Source organism: Selenomonas timonae, from assembly GCF_014250475.1.
Taxonomy (GTDB): Bacteria; Bacillota; Negativicutes; order Selenomonadales; family Selenomonadaceae; genus Centipeda; species Centipeda timonae.
The window spans coordinates 1,166,864-1,181,714 of record NZ_CP060204.1 but is presented as its reverse complement, the minus strand read 5'-3'; the positions used below and the strand labels follow the sequence as shown (position 1 = coordinate 1,181,714).

The 14,851-nt window shown below is 57.8% G+C and carries 15 protein-coding genes and 1 tRNA gene; 1 reads left to right on the top strand and 15 read right to left on the bottom strand.

The window, feature by feature from the left end; all coding sequences use genetic code 11:
* Positions 1 to 9 precede the first annotated feature (9 nt).
* Together H1B31_RS05590 and rny are read right to left on the bottom strand one after the other, a co-directional pair.
* Complete coding sequence (locus H1B31_RS05590) at positions 10 to 1,785, bottom strand: sensor domain-containing diguanylate cyclase (protein ID WP_185979620.1); 1,776 nt, start codon at positions 1,783 to 1,785, stop codon at positions 10 to 12.
* 96 nt (positions 1,786 to 1,881) lie between these two features.
* On the bottom strand, positions 1,882 to 3,438 hold the full coding sequence (gene rny, locus H1B31_RS05585) for a ribonuclease Y (RefSeq protein WP_185979619.1): 1,557 nt from the start codon (positions 3,436 to 3,438) through the stop codon (positions 1,882 to 1,884).
* Between the two features lie 200 nt (positions 3,439 to 3,638).
* On the opposite strand from rny, the gene H1B31_RS05580 reads away from it, so the two are divergent.
* The gene (locus tag H1B31_RS05580; RefSeq protein WP_185979618.1) at positions 3,639 to 4,712 is read left to right on the top strand and encodes a M48 family metallopeptidase; all 1,074 of its coding nucleotides are present in this window, start codon (positions 3,639 to 3,641) and stop codon (positions 4,710 to 4,712) included.
* Positions 4,713 to 4,760: 48 nt separating this feature from the next.
* On the opposite strand, the gene H1B31_RS05575 is transcribed toward H1B31_RS05580, so the two are convergent.
* The 13 genes from H1B31_RS05575 to H1B31_RS05515 form a co-directional block, all read right to left on the bottom strand.
* Entirely contained in the window at positions 4,761 to 5,222 is a 462-nt protein-coding gene (locus tag H1B31_RS05575) for a hypothetical protein (RefSeq protein WP_185979617.1), read from the bottom strand.
* 10 nt (positions 5,223 to 5,232) lie between these two features.
* On the bottom strand, positions 5,233 to 6,231 hold the full coding sequence (gene floA / locus H1B31_RS05570; protein WP_009441153.1) for a flotillin-like protein FloA: 999 nt from the start codon (positions 6,229 to 6,231) through the stop codon (positions 5,233 to 5,235).
* Between the two features lie 34 nt (positions 6,232 to 6,265).
* The gene (locus H1B31_RS05565) at positions 6,266 to 6,898 is read right to left on the bottom strand and encodes an NfeD family protein (protein ID WP_185981181.1); all 633 of its coding nucleotides are present in this window, start codon (positions 6,896 to 6,898) and stop codon (positions 6,266 to 6,268) included.
* 65 nt (positions 6,899 to 6,963) lie between these two features.
* Positions 6,964 to 7,040: transfer RNA gene (locus H1B31_RS05560), tRNA-Pro, on the bottom strand.
* Between the two features lie 35 nt (positions 7,041 to 7,075).
* Positions 7,076 to 7,837 (bottom strand): hypothetical protein, encoded by a 762-nt coding sequence (locus H1B31_RS05555; protein ID WP_185981180.1) that lies wholly within the window; start codon positions 7,835 to 7,837, stop codon positions 7,076 to 7,078.
* Between the two features lie 96 nt (positions 7,838 to 7,933).
* Positions 7,934 to 8,266, bottom strand: coding sequence for a hypothetical protein (locus tag H1B31_RS05550; RefSeq protein WP_009441156.1), 333 nt, complete (start codon positions 8,264 to 8,266; stop codon positions 7,934 to 7,936).
* 18 nt (positions 8,267 to 8,284) lie between these two features.
* Positions 8,285 to 9,883, bottom strand: coding sequence for a flagellar assembly protein A (locus H1B31_RS05545; protein WP_185981179.1), 1,599 nt, complete (start codon positions 9,881 to 9,883; stop codon positions 8,285 to 8,287).
* Positions 9,884 to 9,948: 65 nt separating this feature from the next.
* Positions 9,949 to 10,704: a FliA/WhiG family RNA polymerase sigma factor gene (locus H1B31_RS05540; protein ID WP_009441158.1), complete on the bottom strand. Its 756-nt coding sequence runs from the start codon at positions 10,702 to 10,704 to the stop codon at positions 9,949 to 9,951.
* Between the two features lie 25 nt (positions 10,705 to 10,729).
* Entirely contained in the window at positions 10,730 to 11,122 is a 393-nt protein-coding gene (locus H1B31_RS05535; RefSeq protein WP_009441159.1) for a hypothetical protein, read from the bottom strand.
* Between the two features lie 16 nt (positions 11,123 to 11,138).
* Positions 11,139 to 11,624: a chemotaxis protein CheD gene (locus H1B31_RS05530; protein WP_009441160.1), complete on the bottom strand. Its 486-nt coding sequence runs from the start codon at positions 11,622 to 11,624 to the stop codon at positions 11,139 to 11,141.
* A 1-nt stretch (position 11,625) separates the two neighbouring features.
* Entirely contained in the window at positions 11,626 to 12,249 is a 624-nt protein-coding gene (locus tag H1B31_RS05525) for a chemotaxis protein CheC (RefSeq protein ID WP_009441161.1), read from the bottom strand.
* A 48-nt stretch (positions 12,250 to 12,297) separates the two neighbouring features.
* Positions 12,298 to 12,765: a chemotaxis protein CheW gene (locus tag H1B31_RS05520; protein WP_009441162.1), complete on the bottom strand. Its 468-nt coding sequence runs from the start codon at positions 12,763 to 12,765 to the stop codon at positions 12,298 to 12,300.
* Between the two features lie 19 nt (positions 12,766 to 12,784).
* Entirely contained in the window at positions 12,785 to 14,842 is a 2,058-nt protein-coding gene (locus tag H1B31_RS05515) for a chemotaxis protein CheA (protein ID WP_009657164.1), read from the bottom strand.
* Between the last annotated feature and the right edge of the window lie 9 nt (positions 14,843 to 14,851).

Here is a 14,851-nt window from a genome sequence, read left to right as displayed (position 1 = left end):
GTGCATTCCTCATTTCACACTATTCACACGCCCGAGCCCGAGCGCGTAGACCGCATTGCGCCCCGCCTTCTTCGCCAGATAGAGCGCGTCATCTGCGTTCTTGAAGAGCTGCAGTTCATTGTCCTTCTCCGGATCAAAGGTCGCCGCGCCGACACTCACTGTAACATTTTGAGCAAACGGCATCTCGGAGGACTCCACCGTACTGCGAATGCGCTCCCCGACACGTCCTGCGACCGAGAGCGGTGCCCCCTCGAGAATGATGAAGAACTCATCGCCGCCCCAGCGGCAGCCCGCATCCGAGCCGCGGATCGTATGAGAGATCGCACCCGCCACCGACAGGATCACCTTGTCCCCCATATCATGCCCATAGGTATCATTGACCCCCTTGAAGTGGTCGATGTCCATGAGGATGACGGAGAGCGGTGTCTTATTCTCCTGAGAACGCACCACCGCCGCCTTGAGCAGGCGCTCCATCTCACGGCGGTTGAGGAGATTCGTCAGCGCATCGCGGCTCGCAAGATGACTGAGCCGCTGATTCGCCGTGAAGAGCTCCTCCTCAGAGACACGGATGAAATGCGACATGAACGCGAGCATCTTCCGATTGTAGGAGAGATGCGCCACGCGCTTCGTCTGCAGCTTAATATTCTTGACGTAGCCCGGATCTTCCTTCATCCCGACAAGCAGGACGTTCAGATTTGCCGTTGAGATCCGCCGTCCCACGCGTCGCACCTCGCCGAAGACAAACACGGTCGAGGCGGGGAATCCGGAGCACGGTGTCATCTCTGTCACCACGTCGTCGCCGAGCAGCAGATAGTGCCCGACACAGGAGGTTCCGAAGATCACCTGCGGGGAGAACGCGGTCATCTCGCGCGAATTCTCCGTAGCCTTCGACAAAATCCCATAGGGGTCGCCATAGGCAAGGCGGAACTTCGTCCCCTGCTCCATGGGAATGCCGAAGGTCAGCTCGCCCGAGCCCTCCTCAATCTTGATCGGCACACGCGCCGAGATCGAGCCGTCCTCCTCCTCGAAGCAGAGGGGAAAGAGCGCCGCATCCGAACTGAAATCACCATCGCCCTTGATGCCGAAATAGCGCTCATAGATCTTGAGCGGTACATCCCCATCCAGTTCCTTGATTGTACAGCCCTCCACGCGGGTTGCAACGATCTCGCGTCCGAGCGAATTCCATCCGAAATTGCGTACCACATGGACATCCAGCGTCTTCCCGTGGAACACAACTGCGAGCATGCCAAGCTGCATCGCCACACCATCCGCAATGATGTAGCCGTGTGCCTCCATCGGGGCAGCATCGACAAACGCACCGAATACATCAATGCGCTCATCAATCGCAGAGAATCCCTCAAACAAATCATTGATCTGATCCATCAGACCGACGACAAAGAATTCAATGACCTTCGTATGTGGCCGCGCGCCGACAAAGTGGACAAAGTGCTCCTTCGTCGCCGTATCCGAAGTATTTCCTTCCACGGTGACAAATTCCACCTGAGACGCCTCAAACGCCGTAAAGGTCAGCATGACGCCGTCCGTATCAAGGCGCAGATCCGCCATCTTGAGCACACAGGTATGCGCCAAGATCCGCGCATCGGGGAACAGCTCGCGTATAGCGCCCTGCATGCGGAGCGCCTTTGCCATCGGCATCTCGTACGGTGCCGCAATGGTGATGAGCAGAGACTCAATATGTGGAATCCGATCCAGCTTTTCCTTTGCCTGCTCCGCCTTGCGCTGGGCATCGGCGGTACCGGAAACGATATACGTCAGCTGCTGCATATATCCTCCTTGGGGAGTCGCTGCTCCATGCTGCAACTCCGAGAAATGAGGGGGCTTGCGCCCCCTGATTCGATTCTCCGTATCGACTGCGACCGTTTACTTGGCATAGTCGACGACGCGCGTCTCACGAATGACCGTCGCCTTGATCTGCCCCGGATATTCGAGATCGCCCTCGATCTTCTTTACAATGTCGTGGACGAGCACGGCAGCGCCTGCATCATCCACCTTGTCCGGCTTTACCATGACGCGGATCTCGCGCCCTGCCTGAATTGCAAAGCAACGCTCCACGCCGTCAAACGACTCGGCGATCTCCTCGAGCGCCTTGAGTCGCTTGATGTAGGACTCGAGGCTCTCACGGCGTGCCCCCGGCCGTGCTGCCGAGACCGCAACCGCCGCAGCGACGAGCACCGCCTCGATCGTCGTCGCCTCCTCATCGCCATGATGGCAGGCAATGATGTTGATGACTTCCTTGGACTCGCGGTACTTGCGCGCGAGATCGGCGCCGACCGTCACATGAGGCCCCTCAACCTCGTGGCTGACCGCCTTGCCGATGTCGTGCAGGAGTCCGCCGCGCTTGGCGAGCATGACATCACAGTCGAGCTCTGCCGCCATGAGACCTGCGAGATGCGCGACCTCGATGGAGTGTGCGAGCACGTTCTGCCCGTAGCTCGTCCGATAGCGCATGCGTCCGAGGAGACGCACGAGCTCAGGATGGATGCCGTGGACGCCCGTCTCGAACGTCGCTTGCTCCCCCGCCTCCTTGATGCGCTGATCGACCTCACGTCGCGCCTTCTCGATCATCTCTTCGATGCGTGCGGGATGAATACGCCCGTCCTGAATCAGCTTTTCGAGCGCAATGCGCGCAACCTCGCGCCGCACAGGGTCGAACCCGGAGAGGATGACCGCCTCCGGCGTATCGTCGATGATGAGGTCGATGCCCGTCAGCGTCTCGAGGGTGCGGATATTACGCCCCTCACGCCCGATGATGCGCCCCTTCATCTCGTCGTTTGGCAATGCCACAACTGAGACCGTCGTCTCCGCCACGTGATCAGCGGCGCAACGCTGGATCGCCACGCTCAGGATCTCCCGTGCTGCCTTGTCCGCCTCGTCCTTTGTCTGCTGGATGTACTCCTTGATCTTCCGTGCCTTCTCATGCTTCAGCTCTTCCTCTGCCTCCGCCATGAGAATCGTGCGAGCCTCCTCTGACGAGAGCCCCGAGACGCGCTCGAGCTCCTGCTTCTGGGTCTCGTAGAGTGCTGTAATCTCAGCCTGCGTCTTGTCGATGCGTGCCTCCTTACGCGCAAGCCCCTCTTCCTTCTTTTCGATGGACTCAAGTTTGCGGTCGAGATTCTCCTCCTTCTGGATCGTGCGGCGCTCAAGGCGCTGAATCTCGCTGCGGCGCTCCTTCGTATCTCGTTCGAACTCCTGCCGCTGGCGCTGGATCTCCTCCTTCGCCTCGAGCAGTGCTTCCTTCTGCTTTGTCTCAGCCTTCTTTCCGGCTTCTTCGACAATGCGCTTTGCTTCGTCTTCGGCTGATCCTATCTGAGCCTCCGCCGTGCGTCTGCGTGCAACATAGCCCGCAGCAACACCAACGGCGACAGCAATAATTACCGTTAGTAATTCAGTAATAATAACAGCCACCTCCTTTTTCATAATGCAAAAATGCCTATAGAATACTTCTATCCATTTTAATGTTTTTTCTCTATAGTGTCAAGAATTCTGTGCGGTCTGCCAGACTTTCCGACTGAATGATTTATTTTATTTTCGCAGACACTTTATAACCTCTTTTACATGGAAGAAGCCGCATTTCATCGCTTATAATATGTTCACGGCTTCATGGAAGGAGTAGGAAAATGAACAAGAAAAAATGGATGCGCAAGGGGATTGCGCTCGCACTCTCAGCGGTAATCACAGCGGGCATTGCAGTGCCGCCCGCCACGGCTGAGGCAAATACGGGTAGGATCATCGGCGCAATCATCGGCGGTGCGGCTGCGGCAGACGAGATGAACAAGCAGATCAAGTACTACAACACGACCGAAGAGGGACGTCAGGCACTCTTTCAGGAACTGCAGGAAAAATACGGCGTGTATTACCGCTGGGATCTGAACAGTCAGCTTGACCGCATCTTTACGAATCTCACGGCGGCAATCGGCTCCATGGATGCGACCGTCTATGACCGCCCATACAATTATTTCATCAATCAGCAGGAGGGGTTCAATGCCTTCTGCACGCTTGGGCACAATATGAGTGTCAACGTCGGGCTCTACAGCTATCTCTCGAATGAGGACGAGATCGCCGTCGTGCTCGCCCATGAAATGGGACACGGACAGAAGGATCACCCCGCCAAGGGCATGAAGCGCTCACTCGGGCCTACCATACTCGCGAACGCGACGGGTACGGTGCTCGGCGCGATCGCTGCAAATATCTGGAACGGGCAGGGGCTCACGAAGCCGATGGAGTGGGAGGCGGACAACCTCGCATTTGAGTACATCTCACGCTCTCCGTACAATCCAGGCGCAACGGCTGCTGTATGGCAGCGCGTGATCGACCTCTCGGGCAACAACTCCGCGAATGCGTTTGACATCATGTCGGGCGCTGCCGATCATCCGTCGAATTCCTCCCGCCGCGACAATTACGCGAAGAAACTCACGGAGATGAGCGGCGGCAAGGTGACAGTCGATGACGGCGATGTCTATGTGAACAAGAAGCGCCTTCTGACACCTGCCCCCGCCGGCGGGATGAGCTCTGCAGAGCGTGCCTACTTCGTCATGGGGAATCTTGCAGCCGCCTACCGCAACGGGCACGCTGCCTCCGCCGCCTACGCGGACGGACGTACCGTCATGCTCGGGGCGCAGCCCATCATCAGCTGCACGGACGGCGACACAAGCGCTGCTGAGATTGCAGCGCTGCTGAATCAAATTAAATAACTACAGAAAATAGGAGCCCTTGCAGTTGACTGCAGGGGCTCCTATTTTTTACCGTCTTGGAAATCTGCGCAGTGCGCGCGGCTTCCCGAGCACCTCGGCAAGCACGATCGCCTGCTTCATCGTATCCGGTGTCAGCTGCGGCAAGAGTGCCGCATGCGCATGCGCGTGTCCGCCCGTATGCGGCACGGCTGCGGCAGCAGCCATCTGCTCTGCAGCAAGGCGCTCCTCTCGCTCACGTGCGCGTTTGGCGCGCAGTGCCTCCCGCTGCTGCTCCTCCCACCGCGCGCGTAGTTCCTGCGCGCGCAGCACCTCTGCGTCAACAGTGATCTGTACATCGCGGGGAGCGCCGCGCAGCGGTGGAATCTCAAAGCTGCCCGTTTGTGCCGTGCGCTTCTTCGGCCGCGGGATATCCTGCGGTACCGTCGGCGGCGGCACTTTTTTTCTGCCGCGCACGCGATCGTCAAAGACGGCAAGCGCTATGGCAACAGCAATGACAATGAGGTATTCCATATACTTCGCCTCACTTTACGGGCGGTGTTGGGTGCTTCTCATCGCTCTTGCCCGCAGAGCTGATTGCCTGACGCATATCGGTGTCGGACTGGATGTTGTTCAGCTGATAGTAGTCCATCACGCCGAGCTTACCCTCGCGCAGCGCCTGCGCCATTGCGTGCGGGACCTCCGCCTGCGCCTCGACAACCTTTGCCTCCATCTCCTGCGTGTACGCCTTCATCTCCTGCTCGCGTGCAACCGCCATTGCACGGCGCTCCTCCGCCTTGGCCTGCGCGATGCGCTTGTCCGCCTCCGCCTGGTCGGTCTGAAGCTCCGCACCGATGTTGCGCCCGACATCGACATCCGCGATGTCGATGGAGAGAATCTCGAATGCCGTACCCGCATCGAGCCCCTTGCCGAGCACCGTCTTGGAGATGTCATCGGGATTTGCGAGCACGTCCTTATGGTTCTCTGAAGAGCCGACCGTCGTGACAATGCCCTCGCCGACACGCGCGATAATCGTCGGCTCGCCCGCACCGCCGACGAGACGGTCGATGTTTGCGCGGACGGTGACACGTGCCTTGATCTTGAGCTCGATTCCGTTCGCCGCGACAGCGGAGACAATCGGTGTCTCAATGACCTTCGGGTTGACGCTCATCTGCACGGCGTCAAGCACATCGCGCCCTGCGAGATCGATCGCCGCCGCACGCTCGAACGGCAGCGCGATCTGTGCACGATGGGACGCGATGAGCGCGTCAACCACCTTATCCACGTTGCCGCCCGCAAGGTAGTGCGCCTCGAGCTGGTTCACGCTGACATCCAGCCCCGCCTTATTCGCCTTGATGAGCGGGAGTACGATGCGGCTCGGCGGAACGCGGCGCAGGCGCATGCCGATCAGAGACATGATGCTGACCGAGACATTTGCCGAGATCGCGGATATCCAGAGTCCGAGCGGCACAAAGTGCAGAAAGATGGATACGGCAAGAATGACGATGACAATGAGGAATGCTCCTCCAAACAGAGTTCCCATACGTACCTCCTTAGTATTTCTGCCCGATGCCTAGCTATGCCTCGCGCACGACGACGCGGCTGCCGTTCACGGACAGGACAACAATCTGCTTCCCTTTTTGAATATACGCGCCCTCCGAGATGACATCCACGGGGCGGCCGTCAATGCGTGCCGTCCCCGAAGGACGCAGCTCCGTGAGCACCTCGCCCGTTTTCCCTACAAGTTCGGACTGCTCCGCCGCGCTGACATAGCCCTCCTGTGTGCGCGAGCTCTTCTGCAGAACGATCTTGTTCCACAGTTTGCTCGACGGCAGACGCGAGACGATGAGCATGAAGAGCACAACGGAGATCACGAGTGCGATCCCAAGCGCCGCGAGTGCGCCGATGTCCCCGCCGAGCGCGAGCACAATGCTGTAGAGCATTGCCGCAACACCGAGCCCCGCGAGCAGCCCCACGGTCGGCAGCAAGATCTCCACGATAATCATGAGCACGCCCGCAAGAAAGACCGCTATGTGATAGAGTTCCACGAGTCCCCGTGTATATTGGCTGCCCCAGAAGACCGCCGCCGCGACAATACCGAGCAGGACGCCCACGCCGAGGCCGCCTGTCTTGATCTCCACCATGATGGAGAGGAACATGACGGCGAGCAGCAGCACCTGAAGTACACCGACATCGACAATAAGATTCATAGGAGCCCTCCTCCTTATGCGAAAAAACCTCCACGCAAGCTGCGCGGAGGTTCCTATGCTGAAAGTGGTCGGAACGACGAGATTTGAACTCACGACCTCTTCCACCCCAAGGAAGCGCTCTACCAAGCTGAGCTACGTCCCGAACAAATGGTATTATAACGGTCTTTTCTCGTTTTGTCAATCCCTTTGCGTCATCTGCTTCATGAGACGGAGCGCCCCGATCTCGACCCCCGTCTCGCGTGCGACCTGCTCGATCGTACGTCCCGCACGCAGGAGTGCACGTGCCTTGATGATCGCTTCGTCCTCCTTTGCGGGTGCTTCCGGTTCTATGGGAGGAGCTGGAGGCGGGGGCACAGATGTATCAGGAAGCTGTGTGCGCTGCAGCGGCATCGGCTGCCCGTGTGTCGGAGGTGGAGGCGCCGGTCGTTCCTGCGACAACGCGGCGCGTGGCGCGTGCGGCACATAGACCTGCGGCGCAGCCCCTGTCGTATACGGCTGCGCTGGAGGCTCTGCCGTGGCACGCGCCTGCTCACGCAGAATGGATGCGTGCAGAACGGCGGCGAATTCATCGCCGTCCGTACGCCGCGCCTCCTGCACCTGTGGCATGGGAGACGCGGGGGTCTCCACCGCAGGAATTGCCTTGGGAGCAGCAGGAACAGACGCGGTCTGACCGAGATCGCGCAAGCGGCGTTCCAACTCCTCAATGCGCTGGCGCAACGCCCACTCGAGGCGCTGCGCATCTGCAACGCGCGTCTCGAGGCGCACGCGCCGGTCATCCGCCTCACGCAACAACCCCTCGAGTTTCGTCACATGAGAGCCGAGACGCTTGATGATGGTGTCAGCAGACTGCTGCAGCTCCTTTTTCAGCTTCTCAATGGATTCCGCAAGATCCTCATCCGCCTCATCGCTGCGTTGACGCCGATGAAGAACGTAGCGCACGATGAGCAGAAGAACCGCCCCGAGGATGATGAGTGCCCCCAGAATTTCGGTAACAGAAATAATAACAGGACGCCTCCCTTATCCACATTTCAAAAATCAAAAACTGATGTCAAGATGCACGCCGCGACTCGGATCGGCAGCCAGTCGCTGCAGCAGCTCTGGCCCGTGATCCTCGCGGTCACGGCGTCGTCCATCGCCGCCGCGACCGCCCTGCCGCCGCTCACGCTCCGGATCATCCTTCACACGCGCATCCTCGCTGGCCTGCTCCTTTGCCCGCACCTGCTGACGAGCGAGTTCAGCATCCTGCCTCTGACGGATGGATTCAAAACTCTGCTGGACGTTGACCTGATTCTGCATATTGCTTTGGACGTTCCCTGCCTCATTGGACTGCGGGATCATCATCTGCATGCTGATTGGCGTGACATTCATCACGGCACCTGCCTCTCTTCAAAAGACTCCTATAGCAATCTGTCCATCGAGCATCTGCAAGCGTGCGTGATGCAGCTCCTCTTCCACGGACTTCTTCACACCGCTGATTGTGACGTTCACCCCGGGATAGATCGTATCCGAGGCGGCCACGGAGCCGCGCTTCATCTGCTCCAGCTCCTCCTCCATCTGTGCGAGCTTCTCCTGCATCTTCTTGATCTCGTTGGCAAGAGGGAACTGCGCGTGCGTCATCTCGACGAGCTGCTCCCGCCGACGCTCGGAAAGGCTCGTAAGAGGCTGTTTCTTCAGCGTGTCAAGCGAGAGACGGATTTCCGTCAGACGCTTGACCGCCGCCTGGCATTCCTTGAGCAAGGTATCATGCTGATGCTTGAGGTTCGGGTCTATGCCGACATCCAAGCTCGTCTGGACATAGAAGTTATTGCCCATCACCTTGGCACGGATGGATTCGCCTGCGCCGACCTTGCCGCCCGTGATGATACCGCGCCGCCCCTCGACGCGGACGTGATGACCCGCACGCATCTCCGAGTGCAAAACCACATCGTTGACAAAGATGTCGCGCCCTGCAACGATATTCGCATTCTCGACGAAGGAGATGCTAATGTCCTCAGCGGCGTAAATCTTTCCGATGTTCATGCCTCGAATGCCGCCATGCACAATGACGTTGCGTCCCTCAACCTGTGCCCCGCCGATCATGCCCCTGATCTCAACATCTCCGGATGCCTTCACGACAAAGCCGCTCTCCACATCGCCCTTGATTTCAACGCTGCCGGCAAAGTCGACATTGCCCGTGCCGACATCGACGCTCGTGTCAATGACGAGATGAGGATCGACGCCAATCTTCTTCCCATCATCTACGATCTGCCCGTCGATGAGCGCGACGAGTTCGTGCTCATTGACGATCTTCGTATTCTTTCCCTGTGGAAGCACTGCCGGTTTCCCCGGCTTTGCGGGAACCTCTTCGCCAAACACATTGGTGCCCGCCACGCCGCTGGTCTCTGGAATACGCACGGCAAGCACATCGCCGATCTGCGCACGGATAAAGATGTTCATATCCTTATAGTCCACGCGGTCATAGGCGCGCTCAGCAGGCCGCCCCTTTGCACCCATATCGAATTTCTTTTCGATGCGCGCATCGACGCCCGCCTCGGGTGCCGTTCCGCGCGCTGCCATAAAGGGAGTCAGACGCGCAACACCGCGCCCGATGGCATCGCGGTCAATACCATAGGTAACCTTCTTTGCAGCGAGCGCATCCAACACATCTGAGACATCAGGCGCCAGATTGCCCCGCTTCTCATCGAAGCGGACTGCAGCACTCATTGCATCCCGTGCAATTTCAATCGTAAACGGGATGACCTCATTTTCCCCATCGTCTGCTGAAGCCATATCCAGTTTCACCTCGAATCCATTTGCCGCACGCACAAGGCGCGCCACTTGAAGTTCATCATAATCCGCGATGCGCGCCTCCTTGAGGCGCTGCTTCAGTGTCTCAAGGTCAATCGCTGGATTGTCCTTGGTCGCCGGATAGACTGTCAGATAACTACCGTCAGCTTTGACAACAAGCTGAAACCCTTCCTTGACATTCCCTACTGTTCTCTCCACAACATCACTTCCGATCCTTCAAAATTGCGCCTTTATTATAACTTTTTCCCCCAGTTTACAACACATCATACTTCTTCATTCATGCGTGCAAGCGACCCCCGCATGCGGAAGATTGCCTTCGTATGGAGCTGCGAGATCCGTGCCTCGGAAAGGTGCAAAATCGCCGCAATTTCCTTGAGGGTCATCTCGTCGTAATAATAAAGCGCAACCACCGTGCGCTCCTTCTCGGGAAGTTTCTCAATCGCCGCAGCAAGGGTCTCCTTGACCTCAGTCCACTCCGCATGTTCTACGGGGCCGTCCTCCATGGAGGCCGGCGTATCCGTGCGCAGATATTCCTCCAGTGGGATGATGGTCGCCGCGCTGACCTGTCCCTCGAGGTGGTGCAGCCCTTCAACCGTGAGATCCAGCTCCTCAGCAAGCTCTTCATCGCTTGCCGTGCGTCCGAGCTGGCCTTCGAGACGCGCAACCGCCTTCTCGTATTTTTTGATGTTTTGACGCACGCTGACGGGAATCCAGTCCTTTGCACGCAGATGGTCGAGCATCGCTCCGCGTACACGCACACCGGCATAGGTCTCAAATTTATTGCCGCGCGCGAGCTCATAGCGCTCAATCGCATCGAGCAGCCCAAAGAAGCCACTGCTCAGGAGATCCTCCCGGTCAACATGCTGCGGAAGACTGATGGAAATCCGCCCAGCAACAAGACGAACGAGCGGCAGATAATGCTCGGCGATGCGGTTGCGTACGTCAACGGTCTTTTCCGTCGCGTATGCCTGCCACAGTGCATCAATATTTTCTGCCGGCTGCTCCGCCATCTGCATCATCTCCTCTCAGCTCCCAAAAACACACTCAGGCCGGTGCAGCCACCGCTTCATCCCCCTCCGTTTGCGGGGTTCTCATGTGGACAAAGGATTTCTCCTCAAGGGGCTGAAAGTTCGTCGGTGCGGCAAACTCCTCCGCTGCCTGCTCCCCCTTCTCCACCGCATCGAAGTCGATGTCATCCGCATCATAGTGCTGCGTCTTCATGTCCTGCATCCGCGCAGCCGGCTCTTTGTCAAACGCCGCCCATGCCTTCGCCTCAAGGATAAATGTCACGAGATAGGTGAATACACCGGCGCAGAGAAATGCGATGAGGCTGCGCAGAAGTGCTGTTGTTACACGCGCATCCCCGATCATGCCCGTAATAAATACAACAAGTGCTGCAATGACAGCAAAGACCAGAGCCATGCCGAGTTTGAACATATCTTCACCTTCCTCTCTATATTGTTTTATCTCCCTTGCTGACGGTCTTCACCGTATAGGTTCCGTCATTCAGGTCGATTGCAACCGTACGCCCGTAGTTGAGCCCCGTATCCTGCGCGAGGAGACGGATGCCATGCTGTGCAAGCAGCTCCTTCGCCGCTTGTGCATTGCGCTCTCCGACACGCATGACACTCGTCGTATTCGAGAACGCGAACATCTGCGCACCGCCCGCAATCTTCGCCACAAGACGCGACTTTACACCGCCGAGCTTCAGGACATCTGCGAGCATGAGCGGAAATCCCGTATCGATGAATTTTGCAGGGGTGTCCGATGGACGCGCTTGTTTGCTGTCCGGCAGCATATAGTGGAGGAGTCCCCCCACCTTTGCCTGTGGATCGTAAAGTGAAAGTCCGATACAGGAGCCCAATCCATAGCTGATCAATGTGGATGGAGCTGCGCCGACTTTGTAGTCGGCCATACCGACTTTTATCAAATCCGGCATATCATTCAACTCCTACCGCATTCATAATGCTGCTGAGGGATCCGGGGTCGGGCACAAGGAAGAAATGCCCGCTGATGCTCCGATCCTCCGCGACAAAATTCGTTTCGATGAGCAATGCATGATCGCCCATCTCGCCAAGCTGAACCAGAACGACGTTGAGAATCGCCCCCGCCATATCCACGGCAAGCGCAGGAATCGACGGCAGCATGCTCATGCCCGTGAACGTATAGAACGCATTCAGATAGGAGCCTGCAAGAATGTTGCCAATCTCCATGAGCGCCGATTCGTCCATCGCATCAAGCTCGGTCGTCTCCCCCCGATCCCGTCCAAGCAGTGTGTCCACGAGTGCAAAGGCACTGTCTCGAGGGATGAGGAAGAGAATATTGCTCGGAGCCTTGCCGTAAACGCGCAGAAAAATACCGACGACGACCAGTTCCGGTCCGCCGACAAATTCTGGCACATCTTCAATTGGAACAAGCGCCACATGGGGCACATTCATCTCAATACGACGCTGAATGAGACGAGAAAGCGCCGTCGCGGAGTTTCCCGCGCCGACGTTTCCAATCTCTCTGAGCACATCCAGCTGCAGCTCTGACAGTTCTGTCAGGTTCTCATCTACGCTCATTCACTCTACCTCTCGTCATGGGGCAATGATCGGGAAGCTCCGATCCTCTTATTTCGCTTCCTTCGGAAGTCCGACGATCTCCTCCAGATTGAGAAGGACGATGAGGCGTCCGTTGATATTGCCGATCCCGCTGAGGAAACGGCTGCTCTCGCGTGCATTTGTCGCCTTCTTCGTGTCGACAGGCGCATTCTCGAGGCTCAGAACCTCGGTCACAGCATCGACGAGCATGCCGACGTGGACATCCTCAACGGATACTGTGACAATGCGTGTGCGGTCAGTATACGGGGTCTCCGCAAGCCCAAGGCGCTGCTTGAGGTCGATCACGGGGAGCACCGAACCGCGCAGATTGATGACGCCCTTGATAAAGTCCGCTGCAAACGGAACGCGCGTGATGTCCGTCAGATTACGGATCTCCTGTACGTTCAGAATGCTGACGCCGTATTCTTCATCGCGAAGATTGAACGCCACATACTGCGAGTTCTGCGGCGCATTTCCCTGATTCATATCCTCTGCCATCTTCTTTGCCCTCCCCTGCTTACTGCTGTATCATTGTTGCAACGTCGAGAATCAGTGCAACTTTACCGTCACCGAGCACGGTTGCTCCGCCGAAGAGCTTGAGTCCGGCGAAGAGATTGCCGAGTGTCTTGATAACGATTTCCTGCTGTCCGATCAGATTATCGACGACAATGCCTGCCTTTGCCTCGCCCGCGTGGACAACGACAACGAAGAGCTCGTCGGAATCTTTCGTATGCGGTACCTGGAGTGCCTCCTCCATGCGGATGATCGGGATGATTTCCCCACGCAGGACGATAACCTCCTTGTTCTGGACGGTCTGAATATCCGTGGGTTCGATATTGATCGTACTGTCGATGGATCCGAGTGGGATGGCGTACATCTCCTCCTGCACCTGCACGAGCATCGCCTGGATGATCGCGAGCGTGAGCGGCAGCTTGATCTTGAAGACGGAACCCTCGTCAATATGCGTCTCGACATCGACGTGCCCTGAAAGCGCCTCGATCTTGCTGCGCACAACGTCCATGCCAACACCGCGGCCAGAAATATCGGTAATCTGCTCCGCCGTCGAGAAGCCCGGCAGGAAGATCAGGCGCACGGCATCCGCATCGTCGAGACGCTCTGCCTCCTCTTGCGAGATCATGCCCTTCTCGACCGCCTTCCTGCGGATCTTGTCGGCATCGATGCCCGCGCCGTCATCGGTAATCATGATGACGACGTTGTTGCCCTCGTGGCGTGCGATGAGGCCGACCTCGCCGACGGGCGACTTGCCCTTTGCCTCACGCTTCTCAGGACTCTCGACACCGTGGTCGAGTGAGTTACGCAGGAGGTGCATGATCGGATCGCCGATCTCGTCGATAACGGTACGATCCAGTTCCGTTTCCTCACCCTCGATTGTGAGGTTGATTTCCTTTCCGAGCTCCTTGGATACGTCGCGCACCATACGCGGGAAGCGGTTAAACACGGCGCTAACCGGAACCATGCGAACCTTCATGACGATGTTCTGCAGGTCGCCCGTCACGCGATCCATCTGCTCGAGCGTCTCCATGAGGTCGCTCATGCGGTGCGTCTGTCCGATCTGCTCGAGGCGCACCTTATTGATGACGAGCTCGCCCATGAGGTTCATGAGCGTATCAAGCTTCTCAATGTCGACGCGGACACTCTGGCTCTGATGCGGCTTTTTCGCAGGAGCTGCTGCAGGCTTTGCCGCCTCCTTCTTGGCCGCAGGTGCTGCGGGCTTCGCCGCAGGTGCCGCCGCAGCGGGTGCAGCAGCTTCCGCAGGCGCCGCCTCCTTGCCGAGCTTGTCGGGATCAACTGGCTCAACGAGGATGTCTTCGATTTCGGATACCGTATCCACGGCGTTCTGTACGGCCTCGGCGTCACCGCTTGTGGCGACAAGCACGTCAAAGCTGCGCTCGAATTTCTCCTGCTCGAGATCCTCGGCAGGCGGGATGCTCTTGATGACATCGCCGACCTCATCGAGCGCATGCATGACCATGACAGAGCGTGCAGCCTTGAGGACACAGGTCTCCATCAGGGTAACCTTGACATGGAACATATTCATGCCGGCTTCCTTGGCCTTCTTCATGACATCAAGGTCGATCTCATCGAGGTCAAGATCCACACCGGACGCCTCACCCTCATTGGCTGCGGGTGCAGGAGCCGCTGCTGCAGCGGGGGCTGCCGCAGCAGGCGCAGGTGTTCCCTTAGAAATGGAGCTCAATTTTGCAACGAGATCGGAGACATCGACAACATCCTCTGCCTCGCCGTTACCGACACTGTCCACCATCTGCTCGAGAGAGTCCAGACATTTGAACAGCGTGTCCATAATGTCCTCGTTCAGCTTGAGCTGGCTCTTGCGGACGAGATCAAGCACATCTTCCATCTCGTGCGTGAGCTCTGCAATCTTGGCAAAGCCCATTGTCGCAGACATGCCCTTGAGGGTGTGTGCATTGCGGAAGATGTCGTTGACGGCATCGATCTCCTCCATGTTCTCCTCGAGGCGCAGAAGGCCTTCGTTGAGCGACTGCAGATGCTCATGCGACTCATCCAGGAACATGTCCATATACTGGTTATCCATTGATATTCC

Bases quoted from the DNA above. Each gene is read 5' to 3' on its own strand.
- floA (WP_009441153.1), bottom strand. From the start codon at position 6,231: ATGGGAACTCTGTTTGGAGGAGCATTCCTCATTGTCATCGTCATTCTT.
- H1B31_RS05540 (WP_009441158.1), bottom strand. From the start codon at position 10,704: ATGATGCAGATGGCGGAGCAGCCGGCAGAAAATATTGATGCACTGTGG.
- H1B31_RS05525 (WP_009441161.1), bottom strand. From the start codon at position 12,249: ATGAGCGTAGATGAGAACCTGACAGAACTGTCAGAGCTGCAGCTGGAT.
- H1B31_RS05575 (WP_185979617.1), bottom strand. From the start codon at position 5,222: ATGGAATACCTCATTGTCATTGCTGTTGCCATAGCGCTTGCCGTCTTT.
- H1B31_RS05565 (WP_185981181.1), bottom strand. From the start codon at position 6,898: ATGAATCTTATTGTCGATGTCGGTGTACTTCAGGTGCTGCTGCTCGCC.
- H1B31_RS05530 (WP_009441160.1), bottom strand. From the start codon at position 11,624: ATGCCGGATTTGATAAAAGTCGGTATGGCCGACTACAAAGTCGGCGCA.
- H1B31_RS05520 (WP_009441162.1), bottom strand. From the start codon at position 12,765: ATGGCAGAGGATATGAATCAGGGAAATGCGCCGCAGAACTCGCAGTAT.
- H1B31_RS05550 (WP_009441156.1), bottom strand. From the start codon at position 8,266: ATGAATGTCACGCCAATCAGCATGCAGATGATGATCCCGCAGTCCAAT.
- H1B31_RS05535 (WP_009441159.1), bottom strand. From the start codon at position 11,122: ATGTTCAAACTCGGCATGGCTCTGGTCTTTGCTGTCATTGCAGCACTT.
- H1B31_RS05590 (WP_185979620.1), bottom strand. From the start codon at position 1,785: ATGCAGCAGCTGACGTATATCGTTTCCGGTACCGCCGATGCCCAGCGC.
- H1B31_RS05515 (WP_009657164.1), bottom strand. From the start codon at position 14,842: ATGGATAACCAGTATATGGACATGTTCCTGGATGAGTCGCATGAGCAT.
- rny (WP_185979619.1), bottom strand. From the start codon at position 3,438: ATGAAAAAGGAGGTGGCTGTTATTATTACTGAATTACTAACGGTAATT.
- H1B31_RS05580 (WP_185979618.1), top strand. From the start codon at position 3,639: ATGAACAAGAAAAAATGGATGCGCAAGGGGATTGCGCTCGCACTCTCA.